This is a genomic window from Paenibacillus sp. MAH-35 (assembly GCF_058135425.1).
The window spans coordinates 37,756-61,121 of sequence record NZ_JBYUPU010000032.1 but is presented as its reverse complement, the minus strand read 5'-3'; the positions used below and the strand labels follow the sequence as shown (position 1 = coordinate 61,121).

The window sequence follows — 23,366 nt, the reverse complement described above, 5'->3', positions numbered from 1 at the left end:
TGGCGCTTTCATTACTAATGTATAAAATCTGGCGTTTGTTTTGTAGATTGGATCACGAACAATAATTGGACGATCCCGACTATTTGTTTCGGATTACGGTAACGCCCGGGATATGATAAGATGGGAAGCATAGTCGGCGTACAGCCAATCTGGCGACGGAAGGAAGATGGGGCCGTGTTATGCCTGGAGTTGAAAATCCCGCCGCTCCCGCAAGTCATTACGGTCGGAAGATCGGTCACCGGCAAAGCCTATCAACATTTCAGAAGATGCTTCGAGGCGTACAATATCGTGTTCGTCCAATCAGGTTCCTTTTACATTACGGAAGATGATATCGCTTACAATATGAAGGAGGGCGACATCCTCGTACTGGAACCGGGCAAAACCCATTGGGGGCATCGCCCCTCTCCCGAGCATACGGAGCTGATCTGGGTCCATCTGTCCCATCCGAGAGCGATCCGGTCGCTGGACCGCGAGCAGATTCCTTGGTCATACCCGCTTCAGCGAAACGAAGACAACGACGAACGCCCGTTCGATCAATCGATGTATTTGCCGAAAATGACCTATATCGACCCTCCATCGATCGTGCCTTTGCTGGAACGGATGTATTTGATGTTCCATTCGTTCTCGGTATCGAATGCGCTGCCGCTTCATGCTTTAGTGTCGGAGCTGCTGGTCAAAATCCAGTCAGTTGCGCAAGTTTGCGGACGCTCCCGGTCCGCTTATTTATCCGAGAAGGTCATCGAGTATTTGCAGCAGCACGCCAACGTCCCTTTGCACTACCAGCATCTGGAGGAATCGCTTCATTATCATTTCGATTACTTGTCCCGCTGCCTCAAGAAACATACCGGCAAAACGCCGCTTCAATATATGCGCGGCATCCAGATCAATCAGGCCAAATCGCTGCTGGAAAATACGGAGCTGACGATCGCCGACATCGGCGAGCGGGTCGGGCTGAACAGCCACGGTTACTTGAACCGGATCTTCCGGCAAAGCACCGGGATGACGCCGAATCAATACCGGGCCTCCTGCCGCAGAAACTACGGACCGGAACCTCAAAAATAAGCTTCTTCTGCCGCCGGAAACGAAAGAAAGATCGTCTGTTTTCGACCGATCGATCAAAAACAGGCGATCTTTAATTAGGAGATATTTCTTTAATCGGAGCCGAGAAGCCGTTGTTCGGTTTTGGCAACTGTAAACGAGACGGAAGTCCCTGCACCGGTCCTGCTTTCTATTCTTAGCCCATGACCGGTAAACTGCTTCAACCGCCGATCCGTATTCAATAGGCCGATTCCCGAACGTTTGTTTTTGTTCCGGTTCAATAACTGCTTGACCGTATCTTCATCGATCCCCGTTCCGTTATCGGAAACGCATATTTCGACAGCCGCTCCGAGATCGCTGATCCGTATGCGGACTTCTCCACCCGAGCGCCGTTTCAGTATACCGTGCGTTACCGCATTTTCCACAAGCGGCTGGATCGTAAGCGGCGGCAGAAACACGGTCACGTGATCGTCGATCTCCCAGGCTACCCGGAGCCTTTCTTCAAACCTCTCCTGCTGAATGTTCAAATACGAACGCACGAGCTTCAGCTCATGGTCCAGCGGCACCGCCCCGTCGGAGTTTTGAAAATCGATCCCGTACTTGATATACGTAGTCAGCTCCTCCACCAGATCGTCCATCCGGTCTTTGTCGATCCGGCTCAGCGCGGTTACCGCATTAAACGTATTGATGAGAAAATGCGGCTTGATCTGGGCTTGCAGCAAGGCCGCTTCCATCCGCAGCCGTTCGCCCACCGATTTTCTGAGATTCGTCAGCGACCGTACGCGGGCCTTCAACTCGATCGCGTTCACCGGCTTGGTGACATAATCGTTGGCGCCGGCGCGAAATCCGGCTTCGATATCTTGATCTTGGCTGCTCGCCGTTAGCAGCAGAATCGGAAGCTCCTCGACGGAATAACGTTCGCGGACCCGCTCCGTCAGCTCGTAACCGGACATGATCGGCATCATGACGTCGGAGATGATCAAATCCCATACGCCGGTTTCCAGCAAGCGCAGCGCTTCCTTCCCCCCGATCGCCGTGAATAGCTCGTACGGCTCCTCGGCAAATATAGCCTTCAGCACATTCAGATTAACCGGATCGTCATCAACCGCGAGCAAGCGGAGCCGTTCCGGAGCCGGGCTGCGCGCCGGTCCGTTAGCCGGAGCGGTCTCTTGGCTGCTCCCCCTGCTGCCTCCGTATGCGGAATCGGCCGCTGCCGTTTGCTGGACCGCGGAGTCCATTTCCTCCCTGTCCGCCGCCAGCTTCAGCCGGAAGGTGAATACGGAGCCTTCGTGCAGCTTCGAGCGGACCGTTAACGTGCCGCCATGCATCTCGACCAGTTGCTTGCATATGTTCAACCCCAACCCGAAGCCGCCGCTGCGGGAACCTTTATCCGGGGATACCTGCTCGTACGGCTCGAATACCCGGCTCAGCAGCTCCTCATCCATGCCCAGCCCCGTATCGGAGACGGAGACGACCGCCCATCCGCCGTCCGCCTCGGCTTGCACGGACACCTCGCCTGCGTTCGAATACTTCACTGCATTATGCAGCAGATTGAACAATATCTGGTTCAGTCTGTTCTCATCGGCATGAACGAGCGGGAACTCGGCCGGAATGCGGTTGACCAGCCGGAGAGGCTTGCCTTCCGTCATAAACCGCAGCATATCCATAACGCCCGAAGCGACGCTGTGCACGGACAGATCCGCCAGCTGCAGGTGAATCCGGTTGTCTCTCAGCCGGGCCATATCCAGCAGGTCGTTAAGCAGATACGACATCCGCCTGCCCACCTTGACGAGCATCTGCAGATCGCTTACGCTGTCGATTCCGAGCTTGGACTGTTCCCTCGCCGCTACCGATTGGGAGATGTTGATGAGGCCGTGCAGCGGATTGCGCAGTTCGTGGGCGACGGTGGACAGAAATTCGTCCTTCTGCTTGCCGGCCTGCCGCAGCTTGTTCGTCAGCTCCTTGGATTCCTCGGACATCCGGATATAACGTCTGAACCAGTAAGCGGAAAAGCAAATCATGGCGATGATCAGATCGAACGGATAAGAGATCAGCTCGATTCCGGCAATATGCATAACAACAAGCCAGATCAGGCTGTTGATCGCAGCGGTTGCAGCCAGCAGCAAGAAGATATTGTCCATGTCGATCCGGACAGCCGACCGGAACAGCAGCACCGGCGTCATCAGACAAGGAATGAACATCAGAATCAGATAGCCCCCTTGCAAAGACAGGGCGGCAGATAACGGCAGGACCAGCACAGATATAAACGCAATGCCGCACAGCAGCTCATAGATCCGCGAAACCCTTCGATGAACAAACGGAACCTTTTCTTTAACGAGCTGGTACAGAAAAAAACCGCCGCTGATCATAACGAGATAGATGCTCTTCAGACTCCATACGAACGGGAACGGAATCCACACATACAGTAACCTTTCCCCGTCCAGCAAAGTCGCCATAATGATGCATACGATCATGAGGGAGTAATAGATCAGACGGCGGTCTCTGCCTCCGACGAGGTACAGGACGAAGCCGTACAGCACATGAATCGCATAAGCGACGCAAGCGACCCAGACCATATCTCTGGCCAAGCCGGTGTCCCTGCTCAACGTGGTCTCCAGACCAAACTTGATCGAGCGGAAAATCCCGCCGTTGAGACGGTTGTCGAAATTGGCGGCCTGGATGACCAGATCGATCTCGTCAATTCCTTCGCCCACTGAAAATTTTACGGTATACGGAACGTCCAGCGGCTTATAGTCTGCCTGGCTGTCGGCCGGCTGGCCGGAACGACCGATCGATTGCCCGTTTACATAGACTTCCGATGAGCTTTTTACGCTCGTTACTCGAACCCCGTATTCCTTTCCCCTGCCCGAGTCTACCAAAATCCGCAACCGGTAAGTGCCGTATCCGTACTTCTCGCTGCCCTTCGGCCGATCGTCGAAGCTCCAGCTGCCGGGTACTTGGATCGGCCGCCCCTCAGAATGAGGACGATCGGCCGTGTCATCCGTCCCATCGCTGTACAGCAACGTATCCGGATAAAACAACCATTCGCCGTTAAGCGGAAGGGAATGCTCGGTCAGCGGCTCCCAGCCCCGCAAGTCTAGCACGCCGCCGGCCGCGACCGGGTAGGAATCGGCCGAATGGGATTCCAGCCACCAATAACGAAACCCGGTCAGAACGGCTAAAAAAATCGTAGTTATGATCCAAATTTTTCTGGTAGTCATCATAACTGTTCATTTCGACAAACTTTGTCGGTATTCCTCTCGCACGCGTTGGGAGAGGATGGAAAATAAGTTTCGGCAGCATGCTGCCTAATAGCAAGGCACAGAACCGAACCGGCACGAAGAACAACGTCCCGAGACACTTACGGGCGCTATTCGTCACGTCCGATTCCCGAAAGTTTATATTTCTTGAATGATGAAAGAACACTGCTTCATAGGGAAGAAGCAGTGTCCGCACACCTTATAGAAACGCTTTAAACAACATTTTTACAGCTTGACCGGCTTTCCCGTCGCCGCCGACAGATTCGCCGCAACCGTAACTTCGTGTGTTTTCAGGGAATCCGCATAAGACGACTTGATCGGTGACGGATCTCCCGTGCGAACCGCATCAAGGAAGGCGATATCTTCGAATACCCGGGGATTTGGCGTGAGCGCGAAAGGTGCCGCAGCCTCCTCCTTGTTTCTGACGATCCGGCTTCCATTGCTCTGCACCTCGACTACGCCCTGCCCGGTGTATACGTTCAGTCCCGTCTTATGTCCGGCCGGCAGCATGCACGAATTGGAGATGGTCGCTACGCTCCCGTTCGCCAGCTTCATCGTCACCGTTCCTACATCCGCCACGTTAGCGCCTTCCTCCAGCTCATGGAGAATCCGATGCCCGTACGCCGCATACACTTCCACCACTTCGCCGCACAAATATCTCAGCAGATCCGTGATATGCGTCGTCTGCTCGACAAACTGCCCCCCGGATAAATGCTGCACCCGCCACCACGGAACTTTCGGCATACTGCCGAGCCAATAACCGAGCGACATCCCGATGCAGCCGGACTCCAGAAAGCGCTTCGCCTCGTCGAGCGATTGGATATAGCGCCACTGGTAGCCTACGGACGTGATCAGCCCTTTTCCGGCGATCTGTTCCGCCAACTGGCGCGGCAGTTCGTTGTTCACGCCAAGCGGCTTCTCCACCAGAAAGGGAATGCCGCGTTCGATCAACGCCCGCTCCGCCTCGCCGTGCGCCATAGGAGGCACGCACACAAAGGCGGCATCCAGCTTACGGTCGTCCAGCATCTCGGTAATGCTGGAATAAGCTTTCGCATCCGTCCAATCTTTAGCCGCCGTTTCGGCGCGCTCCAGCTGCAAATCGCAAAATGCGGAAATCGTAACCCCTTCAATGGCAGCCAGGTTCGTGATATGTCCCTTGGCGACTCCTCCCGTGCCGATAAAGCCGACCTTAAGTGTCATTACGTATCACCCTTTCCCGATATCTCACGATTCCACATGCCGGAGAATATCCCGCTTGAACTGATGCAGCGCTTCATCCGTATCGATCGTATATCCACACTCCAGACCGACAAAACCGTCAAATCCGGTATCCTTAATGGATTTCAAAATATTCAGATAATTCAACTCGCCCGTTCCCGGCTGCTTCCTCCCCGGATTGTCCGCGATATGAAAATGATTGATCCGATCGATATAAACGACGGCGTTACGGATGACGTTGCCTTCGGTAATTTGCTGGTGATACACGTCAAACACCAGCTTGATGAACGGACTGCCGACCCGGTCGATCACTTCGGCGGACTCATCCGAAGCTTGCAGGAAATGCCCGGGGTGGTTGATAAGCCCGTTCAATGGCTCCAGCTCCAGCACGACACCGGCCGCTTCACACATGGAGGCACAGATCTTCAACGTCTCCACCATATCGTGTGTTTGTTTCTCTCTGGAAATTCCCGGTATCTCCTGCCCGGTCTGCGTTATGATGCTCGCCGTACCGGCCTCCTTGCAGAACGCCAGCGTTTGCCGAAGTCCGTCCAGATACTGCTCCCTCGCCGCGCCGTCAACCAGATTGAAGAAGGTGGTGCATACCGCGCTGATTCCGACTCCTAACCGATCCTGCGCCTTCACCAGCTCACGGACATCCGCCACCGATTTCCAGTTCAAATATTCCAGACCGTGAAAACCGTGCTCCGCCACCTTTTCCAGTAATTCAATTACATTTTTTCCTTTGTAAGCGCCTGCGCTTAATGCGTACTTCAACTAGCCTCTCCTCCTTCGCTGTGCCGTGGGCTTCTGCCTTCACCACGGTGCCGGATTACTAGACAAATGAAATAACGTTCGTTATGATTGCGGTATCCCGCATCTGCGGATCTGATCAGCATCCCTTATATGTACACGTTTATATTACCATCGCAAAGAAAATGAAAACAATCTGCTTTTTTGAAGATCAATAGCACTTTTTGAATAAATAGCGAAGGAAAATGATCGATGAGCAATCGGAGACGCCAGTTTATATCAAGCGAAGCGACCTCGGGCAATATCCCCCTGCGCCTGTACAATATGGGTCTTATTCAGCAGAAAAAAATCATCCGGCTGGAAGGATTTCCAGTTCTCCATCTATTTGTCAACCATACGGGTAGCGGTCAGTTCGAGACGCTGCACGACGGCAGGCTGTGGACGCTCGCTGACAATCAGGCGTGCATCCTGCCCGCCCGGGTACCGCATACTTACTACCCGCTTCCCGACACCGTCTGGAAACACGGCTTCGTCACGATCACCGGGCCGTCCGTTAACGATCTGCTGGAAACGATGAATCTGCCGCTAATGGAAACGATTCCGCTCCAATCGACCGAGTCGATCTGGAAATTGTTCGAGAGCTTGTTCCAGCTCGTCCGGGATAACCCCCCAGAGCAGGAGTGGAACGTCTCTGCGCTGCTCTACGAGCTGCTGCTTGAAGTGCTGAAGCAGTCGCTCCTCCATCACGAGGCGTCTACCCGGACGAAAAGCAGCTCCGGCGCCATCAAAATGGCGGCCAGAATGATCCGCGAGCATTATGCGGAGCCGATCCTGCTGGCCGAATACGCCCAAAGCCTCGGGTATACCGTCCAGCATTTGAACCGGCTGTTCAAGCAAGCGTACGGCGTGACGATGCACCAATATTTGGACGATATCCGATTCGAGAAGTCGCTGCAGCTGCTCAGTCTCGATATGAGCGTACAGGACATCGCTTCTGCCCTGGGCATGGAAGCCAATTATTTCATACGCGCCTTCAAACGCGTTCACGGCATTACGCCCGGCCAATACAAGGCGCAGTATGTTTCCGGCCAGGAGTGAAGCAGGGTTTTGCTCCATTTAAGGGGCTGTCTCCTTAATCCAAAATCGGTTGCGATTTTGCGAGCCCGCCTGGAACCGATGTTCCTCTAGAAAAAAGGACCTCAGCCTCCACGTCCCCGTGGAAGTTGGGGTCCTTTCGTTTGGAAATGGAGCGCTTCTCTGTCAGGCGGTTTCCGGCTTGCGGTACCCGGTCACACGTCGACTGTCTGTCCGCCTGGGCTCAAAACCAGATAAGAGTCTTTTGCACCCTCTATATTCGGCCTTTTCGCAAAAACGAAACCAATAAAGGCGGTTTGTACCCCTTATTTCAGCCAGTTGGCGGGGGCTGGACCCATATCGCCGATTTTAGCAGCTTCAATCCGCTCTTATTTCCCCAGCCAAGCGGCTTGCGGACCATATAAAAGCTGCAAACCGCTATTATTCGGTTCCTACCTCACTCACACTAGAAGCAGGCAAGCTCCGATCAGCCGCGTTAAATAACTTGCGACACTACACTGCTGGCCCGATAAACCGCATGAGCAAACTTAAACTTTCCTGCAACCCGGAGGCTATCTGCAGAAACGAGGGATACACCGGCATAGCATCAGCTGCGCCTTAGCGCTGAATCGATGGCAAAAGCGTTGCCCGACCACGCCCGGCGCGACGTCCACTCCGCCTCTCCGCACCAGAACGGATCGTCCGCCGGCAAGCCGAGCGGGAGAAAGACGACCGAGCACAAATACAGGCTGCCCGTTGATATATACGTCTCTCCGATCTCCGGCTGGTGTCCGCAAAAACCGATCGTCAGCCAGCCGCCCGGATCAAACGTCCCCGGCGCCTCGATCGTCCGGCGGATAACCGCCGTAAGCGCACATCGGACCTGCGCAGGGATCAGCGGCGCGGGAAGCTCGCGGCGGAGCGACATTTGGGCCAGCGTCTGGAACGCTCCGAATCGATAGGCGAGCGAGCGGCCGAGCGGCGGGAACGTCCCTTCCGGGGATATCAGCCTTTCCTGGACGGCTGCATAACGCTGCGCCCGGCTTCGGATTCGTTCGGCCATTCCTTGCCATTCGCTGTAACATTCCCCCGCCTTATCAACAATATCGAGCAGCATCGGCTGGATGACGAAACTGTTATAGTAATCGGCGTGGTATTCTGGACCGTCTCCGTATGTGCCGTCACCGACATACCATTGTTCATGCTGCTTCAGCGCATAGTCTACGCGCATCGGGTCCCAGTCGCTCTCCCCCATCCGGTAAAGCGCCGTCTCGATGATCGCCGCAAACAGCAGCCAATTGTTATGGAACGGCTTGCGCGTACGCGTCGCTTTCAGCGCGGCCACCGTGTTCCGCCTCACACGTTCCTCCAGCTTGTCCCACAGCTCGGTCGGAGCGCGCAAGATCGCATGGGCCAAAAAAGCCGCATCCACGATCGGCTGGAAGCCAGCGCAAAAATTCATATAATCGGGCGACAATGGATCGGTTCCGGCGTCTATCGCTTCCCGGGCCAGCGCCGCCGTTCGTTTCCGCCGCTCCCCTTCCTCGCCGTCCGCGGCCCCCGTCTCCAGCCATGGAGCTATGCCTGCGAGCAGACGGCCCAATGCTTCCAGATGGGTATAGTTTGGACGGTCGTCCAGCTTTCCTTCCACCGGCATCGTTGCCTTTAACCGGCGTTCAGCCAGCGCGCCCAATACGGGGTCCGCAATACGTATCAAAGTATGTATCCAATATTCCCTGTCGAGTTTGCCTATTGTCATACCGGGCCACCTCCTCCTACCAGCAACTCTATCAAAGTGCAGACAGCCGGACCAGGGATAATAGTGGCCGTTTCCCGTACGATTTTATCCTATTGATAAAGTGGAAGGGAGACTACCAGGAACGCGCCGGCAGCTTCATTCGTACTCGACATTCCGTTCCAGCCAGGAAGCCATCCGGCCGAGCAGGTTCGCCCGGAGCATCACCAGTTCTTCATAGTCATAGAAAAATTCGATCTTCTGCTCCACGATCGAATCTCCTTCCGGCCGCGGAGTCACTACAAAATGGGACCAAGACTCGGCAAAATCCTCATACACATCATTCATCGCATAGTCGGATACGAAGTTTTCCTCGTCCTCGGAATCCCCGTCTTCCCAAAACTGCTTATAAAATTCGTACATATACGAGCCGCGATTGGCGCAGCCTTCATCCCACATATACGTTTTGCAACTGCTCTCGCTTTTGTAAGGATCAACCTGTTTGGCATTTAGCGCGAGTAAATGTCCGAACTCGTGAATGTCGGTTAAGACCCGCTCCGTTTCGAAGGTCGCTTGTTCGACGTTAACGGCGTACGTCCATTTCTCGTAATCCTCATCGTCTTGAATGACATACGCCATCAAATCCACATGTTCAAACACTTCATAGTTCGAAACCATCATTCGCTCTTTCGACGGAATGATCCAGGTGAACCGTTCCCACAACCACGCGTAATATTGTTCGTCTTCATCAGACGGATCGATCCGGATCGTATTGCCCCGGACCGGATAACTTGCCAGTACGTCCGCATCTTTTTTACTTTTGCGGAGCATCTTCTCATCGAGATACCATTCTTCCGAATACATCAGTTCACCGTACCATTCTTCCATATCGAAAATGAGGTTTTCAGCCCACGCTTCACAGGTTTTCGGATTTTTGCAATCGACCTTGTAACTGCATACGCCCGGTTCGACTTCCTCTTCGTAGGATTCACACACGCTTTTCCCCTTTTTCCCGGCAGGTTGGCCTTCTTTGTTCTCTTTCGTTTGCTTTGCAGCGGCGGGAGTTTCCTTCTCTATCGGATACTGTCCGGACACGGCTGTCTCCCCCGCTTCCTCCATCACCATCTCTTCCAGAATGGTGCAGCCCGCCAACACGCTGATGCCTAATAAAATGAATACCACTGTCATAAAGCTTCCTGTTCGTTTCCCCATGCCGAGCCTCAGCTTTCCTGATAAATAAAATCCGCGTGCGATTTGACCTTTACTTGTTACGTACGCCGCCATATCCGGTTTCAAATGCAAAAGGACCATCGAACGAATCGACGGCCCGTGTTACTTATAGCGCTGATATTCCGAAATTTCTATACTTGAAACTCTCCATAGTCGACCAAAAAGCGGTCGTACAGCTCCTCCGGCAAATCCAGCAAATCGTTCGTACTCTTCATATGCCGCCTCAAGTCGCCCAGCATCCTTTCGATCCGGCCGCCGTGTTCATCGGAACGAAACGCCAGATTGGTCATTTCCGACGAATCGCGGGCCAGATCGTAGAGCTCGAGGAATATCTCATCCTTAAATAGATCTATGATCAGCTTGTAGTCTCCCTCGATCACACACCGCTGGAAGTTGCTGCGCGCCCCGTTGCCGTCGAACTGGATGAAAATCCGTTCGCGTCCGAGCCCTTCCCGCTCCCCGCGAAGAAGCGGCATTAGGGACATTCCCGACACGCCGTCCGGCGTTCCGATCCCCAGATAGTCGCATAAGGTGGGCAGCACGTCAATACTGCTGATCAGCTCGTCATACCGGTCTGCCACCGGCGTGAAACCGGACGGAAACTTCATATACAGCGGCGTTTTCACCGACTCTTCATACATGCACATTTTTTGCCAGAGCCGGTGCGAGCCGAGCATTTCCCCATGATCGCTCGTGAAGACGAGCAGCGTGTTGTCGTACAAGCCTTCCTGCTTCAGCGCAGCGACAATCTCTCCTACACAATGGTCGAGCAGAGCGACAAGTCCGAGATATACGCTCCATATGCGTTCCCACTCTTCGCGCGTGTAGGACGTTCCCAGCATGCCCGTCAAATTGTACAGCTGAAGCGGTGACTGATTGCTCCCCCATACGCCTACGTTCTTCGGCAGCTGCACCTCCCGGATCATCGAGAACCAGGGTTCCGGGATGTCCAGCGGAGGATGGGGCGCCAGGAACATCGCATTCAGCGCGAACGGCTTGCTGCGGTCTCTGCCGCGTATAGCTTCCAACGAATCGTTCAGGATAAAGCCGTCGAAGAAATAGTCCAGCCCTTCGTCATACCGGCCTACGGTAGGGATCGAATAGTTACGTGCACGCGTGATTTTGCCGTAAGCCAGCTCGGGCACAAGTCCCTGGAAGGCCGCTCCCCCCGGCTTCTTCCTGCCGTTTGCCTTCAGATACGCTTCATACCGCTCCTCCAGCTGCAGCCAGTGGGTTTTGCTGTCCTCGCGGTGTTCCGGCTTGGGATTGGTGAACAGATGCTGCTTGCCGGTATGCCAGCTGTCCCACTGTTCCTCCAGCAGCTCGTACCAGTCCGCATGCTCCGGCCGAACGATGCCGTGCTGTTTTTCCTGCTTCGTCCAAGGGTTGATGAGCGAACCGGTTTCATTCGGATATTTGCCGGTAAAAAAAGCTCCCCTGGCCGGTACGCACAGCGGCGATGCGCAATACGCCCGGTCGAATACGACGCATTCGTCCTTCAGCCGGTTGATATTCGGCGTGTGGTCGCCGAACGCATCCCACCGGAGCTGGTCGGCCATGATGATGACGATATTCGTCTTTGCGGTCACGTAGCACTTCCTCCCCCATTAAGCTATTTCGCGCTTTTCGCCTGCTTCGCTTGCTCGATCGCCTTGTTCAGCTCTTCGTCCGCGTCGCGAAGCGCCGTGTTCACATCTTTGGTCCCTTGAATGAAGGCGTTGAACGCATTGTTCACCGGAGTCACAGCCGGTACCGTCACCAGCTTCGAATCCCTCGCCGGATTCATTTTGACCGGTTTATTGTGATAAAACGATTGGGTGTTTTTCCCCTTCAGCTTGGCGGAATCTTGTCCGAAAGCTTTGCGGATCTCCTCGTTTTTCAGAACCGTCGCTTTGCCCGCCTTGCTGGCCGACATCTGCATCTCGTCGGACAATACGAAGTCGATGACGTTGAACGCTTCCTCCTTATATTTGCTGGAGCTCATGATGTAGTAGAACCTCGGGTTCAGCTGGGCGTTCGTAGCGGGAGCTTCCGCCATCGTCGGAAGCGAGACCATGTCCCAATTCGTAAAATCGTCCGGGAAGCTCTCCATCGCAGCCGTCACATCCGCATGCATGGCCGAAATGCGATTTTTGGTGAAATCGCCGACCTCCAGTACCCGGGATCGTACTCCGATCGGCTGGCTCATCGGGATCTGATAAAACCTTCCTAGCGTATTAAAAATCGTACGCCATCCGTCCGAGTTGAGGTTTGCCCGGTCCTCTGCAGGACGAAAGTACGGGGCGGCAATCTGGTTATTATCGAACAAATACATGAAGTTCATCGTCATCCCTCTGTACTGAATGCCGTCCTCCACCCGAGTAAGTCTGCGAGCCAACTCGTATGCTTCATCCCAAGTCATGCCGTCCTTCGGATACGGGGTGCTGAACTTATCGAACAGATCCTTGTTGTAGTACAAAACCGGTGTATACGCGGTTACGGGGAGTCCGAAATAACTGCCTCCATATGTCTCGGATGCGCTGCGGATAATGTCCAGATAGGCGGGATCGATCCGGTTTAGATCAAAGCCCGTTTTCTTGATCATTTCGGTCAAGTCGTACTGCATGTTTTTATCGACCAGCTCCACGTTCAGAGCAGGCAAGCCTTGATAATAAATATCGGGAGCCTCTCCGGCTACAATCAAGTCCTGGAATTGCTTGCCGGCTTGCAATCCTATAAACTCGAATGAAATATGGGGATACTTTTGTTTGACCTTGTCGGCGATTTCGTTTTTGAATCGCTGTTCGTAATCTTTGTCTCCCGTAAAAAACCTGAGCGTAACCGGTTTCAATTGCTGCTGTTGATGGGCCTCTTCCGTTGCCGGCTCCTTTTTGGCGCATGCGGATAACAGTGCGGCGGCCACAACGATGGATACGGTGGTCAAAACGATTGTTTTCGGCATTTGCAAGCTCCCCTTTTTATCCATTTTTCGAAATGCCCTGCTTAACTTGGCGAATCAGGCCAAACTGTTCTGTATAGGTTACGACACGAACTCCGTATAACGATCCAGAAAACGGTCGTACAGCTCCTCCGGCAATTCCAGCAAGTCGTTCGTAGCCTGCATATGCTCGCGCAAATGAAGCAGCATCCGCTCTATGCATATACGATAAGCCTGATCCTGGAACGCCAGATTTTCCATCTCCTGCGGGTCGGCGATTACGTTGTACAGCTCGATAAACGTCTCGTCCTTGAACAAGTCAACGATAAGCTTGTAGTCTCCCTCGACGATACAGCGCTGGAAATTGCCTCTTCCTCCATTGCCGTCATATTGAATGAAAACTCTCTCGCGTCCAGCGGATTCGCAGGCAATTAACGGCATTAAGGATCGACCGGACATCGGGGACTTCGGCCGAATATCCATGTAATCGCATATCGTCGGCAGCACGTCGATGCTGCTGACTAACGAATCGATCGAAACCGCGGCCGGTTTGCAATCAGCCGGAAACTTCATATACAGCGGCGTACGGACGGATTCTTCGTACATGCACATTTTTTGCCATAATCCGTGCGAGCCGAGCATCTCGCCATGATCGCTCGTAAAGATAATAAGGCTATTGTCATACAAGTCTTCTTTTTTCAGCTCGTCGATGATCCGTCCCACACCATGGTCAAGCAGCGATACAAGGCCCAGATAAACCTTCCATATCTCTCTCCATTCTTCTCTCGAATATCGCGTGCCTATAGCTCCGGTCAGATTGTAGAGCTGCAGGGGCGACTGATTGCCGCACCATTTCCCGACATTCTCAGGCAGCTCTACCTCATCGGTCAAGCTGAACCATGGGTCGGGTATATCGAAAGGGGGATGCGGTGCGTGAAACATCGCGTTGAGCAAGAACGGCTTGCTGCGGTCGCGCTCCCGGATCGCTTCAATCGAGTCTCTGACGATAAACTCGTCGATAAAATATTCCTCTCCCGCTTCATACCGGCCAACGGCCGGGATCGAATACGACTGGGCACGCGTAACCGTTCCATATGCCATCTCCGGCACCATTCCCCCGGTAACCGGCTCCACCGGGCTTCCGCTTGTTGTGCTCTTTTAAAAATGCTTCATAGCGGCCCTCCAGCTTTCTCCAGTTCGTTCGGCTGCCTGACGCCCGGTCCAAGCCGGCCATCCGGAAGTGCTGCTTCCCCGTATGCCAGCTGTCCCACGTATTGTCCATAAGCCCGTACAGATGATCAAGCTCCGGCCTCACCCGGGAAAACGCTTCCTCGCCCCGATTGATAAGACATCCTGTCTCGTTCGGGTACATCCCGGTAAAAAACGCTCCGCGGGCAGGTACACAAATGGGCGAAGCGCAATACGCCCTTTCAAAGACGACGCTCTCTTCCTTTAACCGATTGATGTTCGGCGTATGGGCGCCGATCGCATCCAGCCTTAATTGATCCGCCATAATTAGGATGACATTCTGTTTCTCGTTCCTCATCGCTAACCCCCTCAAGCAATCTAAGAAAACGGACTATACTCGCATGAGTTCAACCATTCGATTCTCCAGCCGGGACCGATCGGCCGCATATCCGATCAAGTGACCGTCGATCGATTTCTCCAGAGCTGTCGAGGAAATCGACGGCGCCGCACCGCGCAGCACTTTAACAAAATCTTCGACCAAGCGCAAGTCGCCGCCGCCATGCATATCCTTGGACACCCCGAGCTCGATGCGCTGTTCGGAGTATCTGTGACCTCTTCTTGCATCCGGATGACGGATGACATAAAATCCTTCCTCCATCTCTCCTTGAATCTCGCCTTTGGTCCCTATAATATGAATCGAACGTCCCGGCTTCGCAACGCCGCCGGTCATCACATGCGTCCCCGTGCTGCCGTCCTCGAATTCAATAATAACGGTCTGATGATCGACCACGTCGTTGTCGCATTTCCATACGCAGCGCCCGTACGGGCTGTCCGTCCGCAACGATTCCGCCAATTCATCGTCGCTCGCCTTGACGCCCAGATGGGTATTGTAGCTTACATACGCTCTCCACAGCCGCTGTTCGATATAGTTTTTGCGGGCGGAATAAGCACAAGTTTCCTCGATCGGGCAGTCAACCATGCACCGGGTGCCGGCTCCCTCCGGGGCTTGTTCCGGCCGGAATTGCAGCAGGCTTCCGAAGCTGCTTACTTTCGCCGGCCGGACATCCCCCTTCATCCAGGTCAAAATATCCAGATCGTGACAGCTTTTGGCCATCAGCATCGAGGAGCCGCTTTTGCCCTTGTTCCCCCACTTCCCCCTTACATAAGCCATGCCCATATGGTCATAGCTGACATTCTCGCTGGTCGTCAGACTTATGATGTCGCCAACGGCTCCATCCGCGATTTGCCGCCGGATCGATTCGTAGAAAGGCGCGTACCGCAATACGTGACAAATCATCACTTTCCGGCCGTGGCGGCATACTTCTTCATACAACTTCATCACTTCGTCCTCGCTGATGCCGATCGGTTTCTCCAGCATGATGTCGTATCCGGCACGAAGCAGCGGGATCGAAGTCGCAACATGAATATGATCCAGCGTTCCGTTAATAACGGCGTCGGCCATCTTGGGCTTCCGGGTGAACGCCTCCAGTTCGGCAAAGCAATTGTCCTCCGGGATGCCGAAGCGCTCCATGGTCAGCTTTCTACGTTCCTTATCCGGTTCGACGACACCTACGATTTTCATCTGATCCGGATGTTTCTGTGCAAATGACGCGTATAACAAGCTGCGGTGTCCGGCTCCTACGATTACGACCGTAACCGGCCCCTCCTGTTTGTCCATACCCCGCGCCAAATTGTTGTTCATGTTCTCTCCCCCAATAATTATTGTCTCTTTATTAGTTCTCGCAATCGATCATCACGTGAATGGTGCCGCCCTGATGGGAATTGCGGATGTCGAACGCTTTCCCGACTTCGGATAACGGCACGATATGCGTAATCATATCCTTCGTATTAACCAGCCCGTCCATCACCAGCCGCAGCCCCTCGTCGAAGTACCTCCGGTTGTCGATATCCCGCTTCGGCTCCGTCGAATAAATATCCAGTCTTTTTTTGTGTACTTTAAAAAAATCGAACGGCTTATGGCATGTCCCGATGCAGCCGTACATGACGATTCGCCCGTTCTGGGCGGCCGCGTCGATCGCGTCGACCATCCCGTCTCCTTCGAGCAGACACGGGATGACGACGTCGAACCCGTCGGGAAAATCGCCGCTCAGTACGTCCATCGTCCGTGTGCCGGCCGAAGGGAGCCGGTACGTATGCGTCGCCCCGTAGCGGCGGGCAAGCTCCAGCTTTTCGTCGAACAGGTCGGTGACGACCAGATTGCGCGAGCTGTACAGCGATACGACCTGCGTCAACACCAGGCCGCTGACGCCTTGCCCCATAATCAGCACGTTTTTGCCCGGGTTAATGTCACCCAGCTCAGCCGCATGAACGATTCCAGGCAACACTTCGATGAGCGACCCTTCCAGCAACGGCAAACCTTTGGGGAGCACCTTGACCGAGAACGGACTGCAGCATACGTATTCCGCAAACGCTCCCCATACATATCGCAGCGCTACATGATCGCCCTCTTGCAGGCCGATGACTCCCGCCCCGACTTTGTCGATGACTCCCGCCACTTCGTGCCCGAGGCGGGTTGGGTAGGACACGAACTCCGGTTCGCGCGCTCCTCTGAACACCTCGATGTCGCTGCCGCATATTCCGACCCATTTGACTTTTACGCGTACCTCATGGTCCGCTGGGTCGGGAATGTAAGCTCTGCGCACCGTTATTTCGCCGATCCGTTCGACGACTGCGCACATTTGTGTGCCGTCCCCCGTCTCCCCCGTAAGCTCCAGGGGCGGTACCGACATTTTTCTGACCATATGGCGTCACTCCTTCTAAGTAGGAATTTAATTAATATCGAAAACGCTTACTATCTATTCAAATAATACGGAGTTGTGGTGAAACCATCTTTGCTTCTTTTCATCTTGTTAGCTCCACCTCTTTGTTTTATAATACCTTTACCTTACCATGCACGCTGCGTTTCACGAATGTCCGAATTATCGCAAAACTTGTCATTATGTGTGATTCATTCATCAATCACCGCTGCCCTTCAGGGAGGATGCCCATGAAATCCGAATTACTTTCCGTCTATTTCGGCTCGAAATCAATTCGCTCTAAAGTGGTGCTGCATACGCACGAATATTGGCAGTTGGAAATCGTAACTCAAGGCGTCATCCAAAGCAGAATGTCTGGCGAGGAGCTGACCCTCGAGAAAGGGGATATGCTGCTGGTGCCTCCGGGCTGGGAGCACGGATTTTGGTACAATAAGCCGGGCGTCGCCTGGATTACCTTAAAATTCGAGCGGGCGGCGGATAATTTGCCCGTTTGGGGCGGGATCATACACGGCAACCAGTTCACCGGCAGACTTATCGCTTCCTTCAAAGCGGCGATTCATGATTCCGCTTACAAGCAGTACGAGAAAGTATTTGTCAACGGTTTTCTTGAAACGATATTTCACTACATTCAATCCGACGAATTCCACAAAACGGACGACCCGGCCGAGCTGCTAGTGAAGCTGGTTACGGAAAAAATCTTGTCGCGGGACGGCAGAGCGGTTACCGTCAATGATCTTGCCGAAGAGCTGTCGTATACGCGCAGCCACTTGTCAAAGAAATTCAAGGAGATTACCGGGGAAAATCTGAAATCTTATATCGATCAGATCCGGATACAAAAAATAGAGGAGTTGCTCCGTTACCGGGAGCACAGCATATCGGAAATCGCCGCCGATCTCGGCTTCAACGATATTTTTTCGTTTTCGAGGTTTTTTAAGAAGCACACGGGCGAAAGTCCGAGGCAATTTATTAAAAACCCTGCGTCGTTTTCGACGTATTCTGCAGGGTCGGACGAATAGCCGGCGAAGATACGGGGAGCCGATTGATAAGAATATTAACCGGCGCGGCATATCACACCAGAAACTAAAAAACGACATCGGCAACAAGCCGATGTCAGCATTGGATCGTATACGGAGAACGACACTACAATTGAACGACCGGAGCCGGAAGCGGTCTCTCCATCTCCTCGACCTTGTAACCGAAGCCGTAACCTCCCATTGTCCGAAGCTGCAGCTTGCCTCTCTCTCTCCGGTACAAGCCCGGATGGACTTTGGCTTCGTATCCGGAAGCTTCCGGATAAAACTGCATGCCGTTCGTCTCCACTCCCATAATCGTACCTGCGTAATAAGCCAGAAGCACATGTGGAATTTGCGCCAGCATCGGATTCGTCAAATCCTGAACCATTAGCGTCATCCCGTGCGCTTTCGCCCAGCATAGGCTAAGCAATGCCCCGGTTTGCGTCTTGCACGTCTTCAGCGCGACCCCGGTCCAGCCGAGCTCCCGGCCCAGCTTCACCAGTTCCCAATCGTGAGCGCTTTCGTCCATAAACAGCGGTTTCCTCGCGCTGACGCTGCGGACATCGAGCCGGTTCGCCTCCAAATCGTACGGAAACGGCTGCTCGATATACAGGATCGACTTATAAATATCCGGAAACTCGTGTAGCAATCGGTCCAGGATGTGATTGACATACTTGCAGTCTGTCACCTGACAGTTGAAATCTGCAGTAAGCCATACGACCTGACGGGCCAAGGCGATTTCGCCCACCTGCACGAGCCGCTCGTAATCCCACGCCGCATCGTTTCCCGCCAGCTTTACCTTCAGGCATTTTAAACCGTCCCGTTCGATCCAATCCTCCAACGTGTAGGGATACCTGTCCTCGCGCTCGTCACCGGTCAGCTCCCGCCTGTATAGAAGATCTTTGCCGCCCACCAAATGCCAGGCCAGCAGCTCCGGAGACGACGGAGTGTCCAGAAAATGCTCCGGGTACAAGCCGTCGAAGCGAACCGCCGACCCGTTCGCCGGCTCCAAGTAAGCGGCAAGATCCGCATTCATATAACGCTCGTTATATGTCGCATAGATGGAAAGCCGGTTCGTTTGTCCGTAGGCGTCATGAAGCGCAATATCGAATAAGGAGAAACAGACGAGCGCCGCCAAATACGGAACGTCCTCCGGCAGTCCCGAGCCGGCATTAAACTGCTCGACGAGCATGGGGAGCCGCTGCTTCTGGTACGAGTGGCCGAGCTCGAACGGATGCCCTTGCTCGTTCCATTCCGCGAGATCGTTCGCGATCAGCTCGCATATCCGTTTAAGCGCGCGTTCGCGAATCTCGTAACCAAGCGCGCTCGGCCATACCCATTGAACGCTGAGCGGCGTCTCTCCCCAGCCTTCCCCTCGCTCCCCCCTGCGGTTTTCCGTCTGGATGCATACTCTGGCGCAGGTCACACTCGTAAGCACCTCGGCTCCGAATTTCAAGGGGACGCGGGTTTCCACGGGCAAATAGTACAGCTGCAATCCTGTCACGCGAATATCATACGGCTTCATCGGTGGCCTCCGTTTGCTCCATCACTTGGCGGATATAACGAACCTCTTCCTGTAAAGCGGGGATCAACAGATCAGGCCGTTCGCTACAGTAGAAAGGCTGGAAATTAAGTACGCCCCGGAACTTCACTTTATGCAGCGCCCTGGCGATCACCGTCCAATTCGTGACGCCTTCCTGACAAGGAGCCCAAGATTTGGTCCAGCCTTTATTCGGCAGCGCGGCATCTTCGGGCTGGAACCGGTACAAGCCGTCCTTGACTCCCACAGCAGCCGCGTAAGCTCCCAGACCGGCAATCGCCTTATTCCAATTATCCGATCCCTCGTGAAACTGGTTCCCGGGGTCCGGCATAATGCCGACGTATTCGGCCGGAAGCCCTTGGACAAGCGCTAACGCCTCATACGTATGTTGGACGAGCATCCGGTTCCCGTGGTGCACCTGGTACACCGCTTTGATCTTGAATTTCCCGCATAGCTCGGCCATCCGGTGCATCTGCGCACGCGCCTTCACCATCTGGGCGAACAGATCCTCGTGTTCGGTGTACGTAAAATATGACATGCGGAAGCTTCGGATTCCGTGATCCGCCATCACGCGCAGCGGCGTATCGTCCTCGGCAAGTTGGTCCGGCGAGAAACCGGTCGTTGCGAACTCTACCTTTATGTTGCGGCGATGCATGGCTTTGACAAAAGACGCCGTCTCCGCGGCCATATGGTCCGGAGTGACCCAAAATCCGTCCCGCACTACCAGATCGACCGCATCCAAACCGCAATCCAGAACGACCTCCGCTAGCTGATCCAACGTGCAGCTTTGGAGAAATTTAGGAAACAGCGAGTATGTCATTTCTTTCATAGACTCATCTCCCCTTTTACCTCACGCAAGACGATCGAGCATATCCCAGGTTACGACCATTTTCGGCTTCTGCCCGCTTTTGTAAGATCGGATGTCCTCCACCACCTGGTTGCCGATATAATAACTGGGTCCGCCGGCAAGATGGGACGTGTAGATGACGTTCGGCAGCGTGCGGATCGGATTATTCATCTCCGCCGGCTCCGGGTCCGACACGTCCAGAAATGCGAACAGTCTGCCTTTCTCCAGCTCCGCGATCAGCGCTTTTTCGTCGATGCAGGCCCCCCGCGAGGAATTGATAAACACGGCGTCGTCCTTCATCGCCTGAAACTCTGCCGCACCCATCATGTGGCGGGTGCTCTCGGTCATTGGAGTATGCATCGTAATCGCATCGCACTGCCCGCACAGCTCCAGCAAGCTGTCGACCTTCGTTGCGCCAAGCTCAGCCGCCGCTTCCGGCGTAAGGAACGGATCGTATACCAGCACTCTAGGACCGAATGGGCGTACGAGCTGCAGAAAGTACCGACCTACTTGCGAAGCGCCGACCACTCCGATCGTAGACGCCGCCAAATACAGCTTGTTCGGGAGGGGCGCTCTCCGTTCAGTACGATTACTTTGCGAGTTCGGAATAATCCGGCGCAGGCCGACGATCATTTCGCCAAGAGCCATCTCCGCGACGGTTTTGCCGATCGCAGGGGCGCAAGAAGCAATCATCAGATCGCTTCCGAGCAGGTCGTCAGTAAAAAAAGCTTTGACACTACCGGCCGCATGCTCCCACAGCTGAAGGGACGGACACGATTCCAGAATCGCCTTGCTTGGCTTGGGCGTTCTCCAGGACCCGACTGCAACTTGGCAGTCTCTCAGGAACATACATGCTTGCTCTTCCGTAAGCTGTTCGTCCGTTTCATTCCACCTGACGTTTGCGACCGATTCCAGCTCCTTGCGGCTAGCCTCGGAAAATATAGCTTTTTGCATACTTGTAGGCAGTAACACTCCAATGTTGTCCACGTTGCAGAGCACCTCTTTCTATGATGAATTCAGTACAAATATAGCATCCGACCGATTGTGAACGAATGGCAAAATCCAAGTTAAACTTATCTTTTTGCGTGATACCTGATTTACTTTTCACCTGCGCCGCTCAAACGGTCGATTCGCTCCTTGTATTTCGGCGATACGATCGGCGGCTTGCCTGCCTGGCATACGAGCGATCCGTTGTCCGTCAAGCCGGCGTTCCGCTGCGCCAATACCGCCACCAGCTTCTCCCGCCAACGGATCAGTTCCGCGGAATAGTGCCCGCTTGCTGCCAGATCCTCGCATTCGCCCGGATCTGCGGCCAGGTCGAACAGCTGCTCCGTGCCGATTCGCGGAAACCACATATATTTCCATCTGCCGTCCGTCACATACTGCATCTCCTGCAACTCGGAGTAACAGGTGCTGTGCTCTCCATGTACAAACTCCCGCCAAGGAACGGACTCTCCCTTCATTAGCGGCAGCAGGCTGAGCCCGTCCACGGAATCGGGTATCGGCACACCGGCGACATCAAGAATAGTCACTCCTTAATTCATTCGTCAGCTATCGGGATTACCATATTCCACGTATGAGCCGCCTTGTTGAAGCCGCCGGGGCCGTCTGCCGTTGCTGCGAACAGATGCGTCGGACGGCCGTCCTGCAACAACAGGAAAGGTCGCTCGAAGCTGCCCTGTCTGGTCGTGCTTCCGTCATCCCAGCGGATTTCGCGCGAGTAGGCTTTGGGATTGACGGCGAGCGTCCAATGGACGCCATCGGCGGAGCAGGCGTGAATGCCGGCATGTTTCTCCCCGCATATATGGCCGTCCATATCTTTGGCGATTAACTCATAGCCTTGTTCCGACTTCCAGAGGAACGGATCTTCCAGATGAAATTGCGATGGAGGAAACACCGGCTCTTCGGAAATCACTTCATGCCGTCCGTAGTAATGATCCGCCCGGGCCGCTCCGATCGTCATTTTACCGTGACTGTTTCCTTCATATTGCCGCGCTTTATAGATTAGCAGCACCGACCCGTCCTCATGTACGCAAGGAGCCGGATTGGATGTCAGGAAGCTGTCGAACCGGCCGGGTCTGGCAGGGAGTGACGGAGCGTCTTTTCTCTGCCAAGGGCCAAATACACTCTTGGAAGTAGCTACGCCGATTCGCTTATTCGCACGTGCGACGATCGTAATCGGATCGTTCAGATCGAGCTTCTCCCCTTCGGCTATATCGTTCAGCGGGTGGGTAGAGCCCATGTAATATAAAATATAAGTGTCGCCGTGCTTGGTTATGTGCGGATTATGCGTGCTTCTCCCGTCCCAATACTCCGCCCCTCTAGCGGGTAATACGACTTCCTGGAATTCGTAAGGTCCTTCCGGCTTGTCGGCAGCGGCTCTAACGACCTCGGAAGCGACCAGCCAGCCCGGATGCATCGGAAGATGCTTCGGCCAGCGGGAGGCAAACATGTGGAACCGGCCATCCTCTCCTTTTACAACGGAGCCGCACCATACCCAGTAGCCTTCCATTCGGAAACCTCCGCTTTTCGGTGCGGGCAGCAATCTTTCATACAAGCTTCTCATTGATACCTCCCTCTCACGGCCTGTCCTGTTATTCGTCTAATAAATAGCTACTGCCATAGGAAGGTCCGTTCACGGACGGCAGCGTCAAATCGAATGTATCATGTCCTCCAGGAAAAACGAATGGCTAAATTGCGTTAGTATTTGTCGTTTTGTGTGCCTCTCCTGTGCAAAGCGAAACCCCGTCATCACCGGATGACGGGGTTGGAAAGC

General features: G+C 54.2%; 19 protein-coding genes. 3 read left to right on the top strand and 16 right to left on the bottom strand.

Annotated features, from left to right (window positions below):
• The first annotated feature begins 120 nt into the window (after positions 1-120).
• Complete coding sequence (locus tag AC3Y2E_RS25605) at positions 121-1,062, top strand: AraC family transcriptional regulator (protein ID WP_379215491.1); 942 nt, start codon at positions 121-123, stop codon at positions 1,060-1,062.
• 89 nt (positions 1,063-1,151) lie between these two features.
• Here the strand turns inward: AC3Y2E_RS25605 and AC3Y2E_RS25600 are convergent, their stop codons facing one another.
• The 3 genes from AC3Y2E_RS25600 to AC3Y2E_RS25590 all read right to left on the bottom strand — a co-directional run bounded on the left by AC3Y2E_RS25600 (position 1,152) and on the right by AC3Y2E_RS25590 (position 6,293).
• The gene (locus AC3Y2E_RS25600) at positions 1,152-4,262 is read right to left on the bottom strand and encodes a hybrid sensor histidine kinase/response regulator (protein WP_379215488.1); all 3,111 of its coding nucleotides are present in this window, start codon (positions 4,260-4,262) and stop codon (positions 1,152-1,154) included.
• Between the two features lie 261 nt (positions 4,263-4,523).
• Positions 4,524-5,498 (bottom strand): Gfo/Idh/MocA family protein, encoded by a 975-nt coding sequence (locus AC3Y2E_RS25595; RefSeq protein WP_379215486.1) that lies wholly within the window; start codon positions 5,496-5,498, stop codon positions 4,524-4,526.
• 24 nt (positions 5,499-5,522) lie between these two features.
• Positions 5,523-6,293, bottom strand: coding sequence for a TIM barrel protein (locus AC3Y2E_RS25590; protein ID WP_379215484.1), 771 nt, complete (start codon positions 6,291-6,293; stop codon positions 5,523-5,525).
• Between the two features lie 228 nt (positions 6,294-6,521).
• Here AC3Y2E_RS25590 and AC3Y2E_RS25585 point away from each other — a divergent pair, with 228 nt between their 5' ends.
• On the top strand, positions 6,522-7,367 hold the full coding sequence (locus AC3Y2E_RS25585; RefSeq protein WP_379215482.1) for a helix-turn-helix domain-containing protein: 846 nt from the start codon (positions 6,522-6,524) through the stop codon (positions 7,365-7,367).
• 583 nt (positions 7,368-7,950) lie between these two features.
• Here the strand turns inward: AC3Y2E_RS25585 and AC3Y2E_RS25580 are convergent.
• The 8 genes from AC3Y2E_RS25580 to AC3Y2E_RS25545 all read right to left on the bottom strand — a co-directional run bounded on the left by AC3Y2E_RS25580 (position 7,951) and on the right by AC3Y2E_RS25545 (position 17,175).
• Positions 7,951-9,102 carry a DUF2264 domain-containing protein gene (locus tag AC3Y2E_RS25580; protein WP_379215480.1) on the bottom strand — a complete coding sequence of 384 codons (1,152 nt, stop codon included), beginning with the start codon at positions 9,100-9,102 and terminating at the stop codon, positions 7,951-7,953.
• A gap of 135 nt (positions 9,103-9,237) precedes the next feature.
• A complete protein-coding gene (locus AC3Y2E_RS25575) occupies positions 9,238-10,290 on the bottom strand; it encodes a hypothetical protein (RefSeq protein WP_379215478.1) in 1,053 nt (350 codons plus the stop codon).
• Between the two features lie 149 nt (positions 10,291-10,439).
• The gene (locus AC3Y2E_RS25570; RefSeq protein ID WP_379215476.1) at positions 10,440-11,897 is read right to left on the bottom strand and encodes a sulfatase family protein; all 1,458 of its coding nucleotides are present in this window, start codon (positions 11,895-11,897) and stop codon (positions 10,440-10,442) included.
• A gap of 23 nt (positions 11,898-11,920) precedes the next feature.
• Positions 11,921-13,249 (bottom strand): ABC transporter substrate-binding protein, encoded by a 1,329-nt coding sequence (locus tag AC3Y2E_RS25565; RefSeq protein ID WP_379215474.1) that lies wholly within the window; start codon positions 13,247-13,249, stop codon positions 11,921-11,923.
• A 78-nt stretch (positions 13,250-13,327) separates the two neighbouring features.
• Positions 13,328-14,326 (bottom strand): sulfatase family protein, encoded by a 999-nt coding sequence (locus AC3Y2E_RS25560; protein WP_379215471.1) that lies wholly within the window; start codon positions 14,324-14,326, stop codon positions 13,328-13,330.
• Positions 14,265-14,771, bottom strand: coding sequence for a sulfatase-like hydrolase/transferase (locus AC3Y2E_RS25555; protein ID WP_379215469.1), 507 nt, complete (start codon positions 14,769-14,771; stop codon positions 14,265-14,267). Before AC3Y2E_RS25555 ends, AC3Y2E_RS25560 begins: the two co-directional genes overlap by 62 nt.
• Before the next feature lie 33 nt (positions 14,772-14,804).
• Positions 14,805-16,115 (bottom strand): Gfo/Idh/MocA family protein, encoded by a 1,311-nt coding sequence (locus tag AC3Y2E_RS25550; RefSeq protein ID WP_379215467.1) that lies wholly within the window; start codon positions 16,113-16,115, stop codon positions 14,805-14,807.
• Positions 16,116-16,146: 31 nt separating this feature from the next.
• The gene (locus AC3Y2E_RS25545; RefSeq protein ID WP_379215465.1) at positions 16,147-17,175 is read right to left on the bottom strand and encodes a zinc-dependent alcohol dehydrogenase; all 1,029 of its coding nucleotides are present in this window, start codon (positions 17,173-17,175) and stop codon (positions 16,147-16,149) included.
• A gap of 245 nt (positions 17,176-17,420) precedes the next feature.
• Between AC3Y2E_RS25545 and AC3Y2E_RS25540 the strand changes: the two genes are divergently transcribed.
• The gene (locus tag AC3Y2E_RS25540) at positions 17,421-18,206 is read left to right on the top strand and encodes a helix-turn-helix domain-containing protein (RefSeq protein ID WP_379215463.1); all 786 of its coding nucleotides are present in this window, start codon (positions 17,421-17,423) and stop codon (positions 18,204-18,206) included.
• Between the two features lie 124 nt (positions 18,207-18,330).
• Here AC3Y2E_RS25540 and AC3Y2E_RS25535 read toward each other — a convergent pair whose 3' ends face one another.
• The 5 genes from AC3Y2E_RS25535 to AC3Y2E_RS25515 all read right to left on the bottom strand — a co-directional run bounded on the left by AC3Y2E_RS25535 (position 18,331) and on the right by AC3Y2E_RS25515 (position 23,102).
• Complete coding sequence (locus tag AC3Y2E_RS25535) at positions 18,331-19,728, bottom strand: enolase C-terminal domain-like protein (protein WP_379215461.1); 1,398 nt, start codon at positions 19,726-19,728, stop codon at positions 18,331-18,333.
• The gene (locus tag AC3Y2E_RS25530) at positions 19,715-20,572 is read right to left on the bottom strand and encodes a sugar phosphate isomerase/epimerase family protein (protein WP_379215459.1); all 858 of its coding nucleotides are present in this window, start codon (positions 20,570-20,572) and stop codon (positions 19,715-19,717) included. The genes AC3Y2E_RS25535 and AC3Y2E_RS25530 overlap by 14 nt, the downstream gene beginning before the upstream one ends.
• A gap of 21 nt (positions 20,573-20,593) precedes the next feature.
• On the bottom strand, positions 20,594-21,577 hold the full coding sequence (locus AC3Y2E_RS25525) for a hydroxyacid dehydrogenase (protein ID WP_379215457.1): 984 nt from the start codon (positions 21,575-21,577) through the stop codon (positions 20,594-20,596).
• A 110-nt stretch (positions 21,578-21,687) separates the two neighbouring features.
• The gene (locus tag AC3Y2E_RS25520; RefSeq protein WP_379215455.1) at positions 21,688-22,122 is read right to left on the bottom strand and encodes a sulfatase/phosphatase domain-containing protein; all 435 of its coding nucleotides are present in this window, start codon (positions 22,120-22,122) and stop codon (positions 21,688-21,690) included.
• An 8-nt stretch (positions 22,123-22,130) separates the two neighbouring features.
• Positions 22,131-23,102: a glycoside hydrolase family protein gene (locus AC3Y2E_RS25515; RefSeq protein WP_379215453.1), complete on the bottom strand. Its 972-nt coding sequence runs from the start codon at positions 23,100-23,102 to the stop codon at positions 22,131-22,133.
• Positions 23,103-23,366: the final 264 nt, after the last annotated feature.